At 69.7% G+C, this 5,017-nt stretch carries 3 protein-coding genes and 2 pseudogenes; all 5 read right to left on the reverse strand.

Annotated features, from left to right (window positions below; translation table 11 throughout):
- Window positions 1–109, reverse strand: a pseudogene (locus ABD350_RS18795) (ATP-binding protein); the annotation flags it as partial.
- Window positions 90–671 carry a DUF742 domain-containing protein gene (locus ABD350_RS18800; RefSeq protein WP_344349305.1) on the reverse strand — a complete coding sequence of 194 codons (582 nt, stop codon included), beginning with the start codon at window positions 669–671 and terminating at the stop codon, window positions 90–92. The pseudogene ABD350_RS18795 and the gene ABD350_RS18800, both read right to left, overlap by 20 nt.
- Window positions 672–767: 96 nt before the next feature.
- Window positions 768–1,181, reverse strand: a complete 414-nt coding sequence (locus tag ABD350_RS18805) for a roadblock/LC7 domain-containing protein (RefSeq protein WP_029385896.1) — start codon at window positions 1,179–1,181, stop codon at window positions 768–770.
- A 10-nt stretch (window positions 1,182–1,191) separates the two neighbouring features.
- Window positions 1,192–4,563: a sensor histidine kinase gene (locus ABD350_RS18810; protein ID WP_344349306.1), complete on the reverse strand. Its 3,372-nt coding sequence runs from the start codon at window positions 4,561–4,563 to the stop codon at window positions 1,192–1,194.
- A 380-nt stretch (window positions 4,564–4,943) separates the two neighbouring features.
- Window positions 4,944–5,017 (reverse strand): annotated as a pseudogene (locus ABD350_RS18815) (ATP-binding protein); the annotation flags it as partial.

The raw sequence follows: 5,017 nt of genomic DNA on the forward strand, positions 1-5,017 counted from the left end.
AGACGGCGCCGACGAACGTGGTCTTGCCCACGCCGAAGCCGCCCGCCACCACGATCTTCGCGGAGGTGGTGGAGCGGGAAGGACCGCCGCTAGAGCTTGCGAAGTCCACTGAGCACCCTTTCGAGCAGTGTCACGTCTGGCTGGCCACCGGCGTTCTCGTCGCCGCCGGGCTGATGGATGGCGACCAGGCCCGCCTCCGCCAAGTCGGCGACGAGGATCCTGGCCACGCCGAGGGGGATCGTCAGCAGGGCCGAGACCTCGGCCACCGACTTGATCTCCCGGCACAGGTTGCAGATCCGCTGATGCTCGGGCAGCTGGCCCTGCATCTGGTGCGGAGCAGCGGTGGTGTGCACCAGTGCCTCGATGGCGAGCTGGTAGCGCGGGCGGGTCCGGCCGCCGGTCATGGCGTACGGACGCACCAGGGGGTTGTTCGACGCCGTGGCCGGGGCCGGCTCGGGACGGCGCTGCGGCTGGACCGGCTGGATGCGCGGCGCCTGCGGCTGGTCGAACGGCGGCTGGTTGTAGGGACCGGGGCCCTGCGGGGCGTAGGGCCGGCGGTGGCTGCTGGGGACGGAGGGGAAGTCGTACGGGTTCGCCGAGCCGTCGTTCTGGCCCTGGGCAGGGTCGTACGACCAATTGCCCGAAGACGGACCGCCTGGGGGTGTTGCCACTTTCTCCTCCTCCGAACTGCGCGAGGCACCCATCCCTGTGGAAGCCGCGTCCCGAAACCTTACGGCCCCGGGACACGTATACGCATCGTCCGATTACTAGTTGAGAAGGCTTCCCTGGAGCTCCGCGCGGAGATCCGGGGTGAGAACCGTGCCCGCACGGTCCACCAGAAGGGCCATCTCGTACCCGATGAGACCGATGTCCGCCTCCGGGTGGGCCAGCACCGCGAGGGACGAACCGTCGGAGATGGACATGATGAAGAGGAATCCTCGCTCCATCTCCACAACCGTCTGGTTCACGTTGCCGCCCTCGAAGATGCGCGAGGCACCGGCGGTCAGCGAGGTCAGACCGGAGGCGACGGCCGCGAGCTGGTCGGCGCGGTCGCGGGGAAAGCCTTCGGACATCGCCAGAAGGAGTCCGTCGGCGGAGACCACCACCGTGTGGGACACCCCCGGGGTGTTGTCCACGAAGTTGGTGATCAACCAGTTCAGGTTCTGTGCCGCCTGGCTCATCGGGCTCACACTAACGCTCCTGGTTGTAGGTGCTGTCAGGACCGAAGCCCTGGCCGTTCGTATCACTGCCTGCGCTGCGCCCGCGCTGGACGCCCCGACGCAGGTTGCTCAGCCTGCCCCGGACGTCCTCCGGGGCGCGGGAGACCTGGGGGCCTCCCTGGGGGGTGGATTCGGCGGAACCCTCGACCAGGTTGGCCTTGGGCACCCGCCGCGGCAGACCGGAGGCGGTGACCCCGCCTGCCTTGGGCTTCCGGAGCTGTGCGGCCTGCTGCCACCGCTCGTCGTTCGCCGACCGCCAGCCGCTGTCGCCGCCCGAGCCCTGGGTGTTCCCCGGTGCCGGGGACGCCGCTTCCTGCCGCACGCGCGCCGTGCCGTTCGCGTTCGCGGAGCCGGTGCCGTGGGAACCGCTCGCGGCTGAGCCACGGCGGGGCAGCCCGGCATCGGTCAGCTCGTGCGCGGCGGGAGAGGCCGTACCCGGACGGTCGAAGCCTACGCCGTTCCGCTCTTCCGCGTCAGCGGCCTGCGGGGTTTCCGCCTCCGGAGCGTACTGGGCCGGATAGCCGTTCTGGTAACCGTCCTGCTGCGGCCAGTCGTCCTGGTAGGCCGGCTGCCGGGCGGGCTCCGCGTAGGGCGCCTGGGACTCGGGGTAACCGCCGTCGGGGGAGAAGCCCTCGGGCTGCGGCACCTCACCGGTCGGCGCGTAGTACTGCTCGTCGTACGACTGCTCGTACGGCTGTTGGTACGAGCCGGTGTGCTGGCCGGTGTGCTGGTCCTCGTACGACGCGGTGTGCTGGCCGGTGTGCTGGTCCTCGTACGACGCGGCGTGCTGGCCGGTGTGCTGCTCTTCGTACGACGCGGTGTGCTGGCCGGTGTGCTGGTCCTCGTACGCCGGTGCCTCGTACCCCTGCTGCGGCTGCTGCCCGTCGTACGCCTGCTGCTGCTCCTGGTACGGCTGCTGCGACTGTTCCTGGTAGGCCTGCTGCCGGCCGGTGAACGGGTCCTGGTACCCCGCGGTCTCGTGCTGCGGCTCGGCGTGCTGCCGCCCGTGCTGGGCCTCCAGCGCGGCGCGGCGCTCCTCGCGCATCCGCGTGCGGCCGATGGGGTCCAGCCCCCGGCCGCCGTCGGGGCCCTCGGTGTACTGGCTGTCGTCGAAGCCCAGCTCGGCGGCGGTGCGCACGGGCTGCTGCTGCCCGCCGACGTCCTCGCCCCGGAACTGCTGCTCCGGGATGATCTGCGAGACGGTGAACTCGTCGCGCTCCAGCGGGGATTCGGCGCCACCGCCGTGCGTGATCGCGTCCGGCAGCATGACCAGGGACGTCGTACCGGCCTGCTCGCCCGAGGGGCGCAGCTGGACCCGGATGCCGTGCCGGTCGGACAGCCGGCCGACCACGAACAGGCCCATGCGCTGGGAGATCGCGGCGTCCACGGTCGGCGGGTTGGCCAGCTTGTGGTTGATGTCCGCGAAGTCCTCGGCGGTCAGACCGATGCCCTTGTCGTGGATCTCGATCATCACGCGGCCGTCGGGCAGCCGGGTCGCGGTGACGCGGACCTTGGTCTGCGGGGAGGAGAACGTGGTGGCGTTCTCCAGCAGCTCGGCCAGCAGGTGCACCAGGTCGGTGACCGCGCGGCCGTGGATCTCGGCCTCCGGCACACCGGACAGCTCGATGCGCTCGTACTGCTCCACCTCGGAGGAGGCGGCGCGCAGCACGTCGATCAGCGGCACCGGCTGGTCCCAGCGGCGGCCGGGCTCCTCGCCGGCGAGGACCAGCAGGTTCTCGCCGTTGCGGCGCATACGGGTGGCCAGGTGGTCCAGCTTGAAGAGGTTCTCCAGCTGGTCCGGGTCGGCCTCGTTGTTCTCCAGGTCGGTGATCAGGGTCAACTGGCCCTCGATCAGCGACTGGTTGCGGCGCGAGAGGTTGGTGAAGATCGCGTTGATGTTGCCCCGCAGCAGCGCCTGCTCGGAGGCGAGCCGGACCGCCTCGCGGTGCACCTGGTCGAAGGCGCGGGCGACCTCGCCGATCTCGTCCTTGCTGGTGATCGGGATCGGCTCCACCCGGGTGTCGACCCGGCCGGGGTCGGTACGGGAGAGCTGGTCGACCAGCATCGGCAGCCGCTGCTCGGCGATGTTGAAGGCGGCGTTGCGCAGCCGGCGCATCGCGCGGCTCATCTGGCGGGCCACCATGCCGGCCAGGATGAACGCGGCCAGTAGACCGATGACGACGACGGCGCCGGTGATCAGGGCGGAGGTCCTGGCGTCGTCGGCGATGCCGGACGCCTCGCTCACCGCCTTGTCGGCCATGTCCGCCTCGATCTGGCGGTAGGCCTTGTACTTCAGCGTGTTGACCGCCCACCAGTTGCCGGTGGTGATGCCCTTGGCGGCCAGCCCCTCACGGGTGAGCGTGCTGGTGTCCTTCATGGTGGCCAGCGCCGTGACCATGTCGGTCGGGTCCGACGGCGGGGCGACGTACTTCGGGTCCTCCGCCTTGGCCTTGCGGGCCAGCGCGGCGGCGTCCGTCTGGATCTTCGCCTTGGCTTCTTCCAGCTTCTGCGCGTCGGCCTCGGTGCCACCGCCCTTGTACTCCTCCAGCGCGATGCGCTCCAGGTAGGCGTACGAGGACAGGGAGATCTGCTGGGACGCCAGGTTCGGGGCGTCCGGACCGGGCTTGACCAGCAGGTGCGTGCCGATCGACCGCTCCAGCGACAGGGCCGCCTTGGTCAGCGACATGGCGTAGACGGTACGGCCGTAGGAGGTGATGTTTCCGGTGCCCAGACCGAGTTCGTTGGCGAACTCCATCAGTGGGTGGATGACCTCGACGTAGCCTTCCTCGGTCTTCACGCCGGTCATCCGGGAGGTGAACGCGGCCTGCCGCAGCCGCGCCAGCTGGGGCTCGGCCTCGTGGAACAGCGTCAGGCGGCGCTTGATGCCCGACTTGTCCGGCGCGCTCTGCGCCGCGTCCTCGAACGCGTCCGCGGCCTGGTCGGTGGCCTTGCGGGCGTTGTCGACGGCAGCCTTGCTTTGGGCGTCCTTCTTGTTCAGGAGCAGCGGCTCGGCGCTGACGTCGCGCTCGTTCTCCAGGGCGTCGGCGTAGGAGAGGGCGGCGCGCACCAGACGGGCGGTGTTCTCGGCGTCGCGGGCCTCCTGCCAGGTGTCGATGGAGCTCTTCACCTGGAAGCCGCCCATGACGAGGCCGACCATCACGGGTATGAGCAGGATGGCGTTCAGCCGGGTCGGCACCCGCCAGTTCCGCGGAGAGAGACGGCCACCGGACGCCGGAGCCGCCGCCGGCTCCGCGCCGGGAACGGGGGTGGGCGCCGCAGCGCGCGGCGGCGGGGTGAAGTTGCCCCGCGCCGACGGCTCGGGACCGTTCTTGCTTCGCCTCACTCGACCAACAACCTCTCGGCGGTCGGCACCTACGTCGTGCCGCAGTCTCTCAGAGCCCGGTTCGCCACAGACCACTGTGGAGTACGTCTTCGACCATTGGGCAGTTCAGGCATTCCAGCACGTGGACCAGCGCGATTCCAAACAGCCGGACCCCTGTGACGGACGCTTTGTAAACGCCAGATAAAACGGTCATAAAGAGCGAGCCTTGCCAAAAGGCGGGACGTTTGTGCGCGCAGCGAGACCGGCTGGTCGCGTCGCGTGGTGATCCCCGGCGATACCTCTGCCGAACTGTTATGAACACTGGAGCCGACCGTGTCAAAAGCCACAGTCGGCTCCGAAACCTTTACGACAACTGCCGTATTGCCCGTCGCACTTGAGTGCTACTTCAAGCGTGCCATGAGGGCGTGTTCGACCAGGGTGATCAGGGCGCTCTTGGCGTCGGCGCGGTGGCGGG

Source organism: Streptomyces nogalater (assembly GCF_039532885.1).
GTDB classification, from domain to species: domain Bacteria; phylum Actinomycetota; class Actinomycetes; order Streptomycetales; family Streptomycetaceae; genus Streptomyces; species Streptomyces nogalater.

Excerpts from the sequence above, each read along its gene's own strand:
- ABD350_RS18805 (WP_029385896.1), bottom strand. The coding sequence starts at position 1,181 with ATGAGCCAGGCGGCACAGAACCTGAACTGGTTGATCACCAACTTCGTG.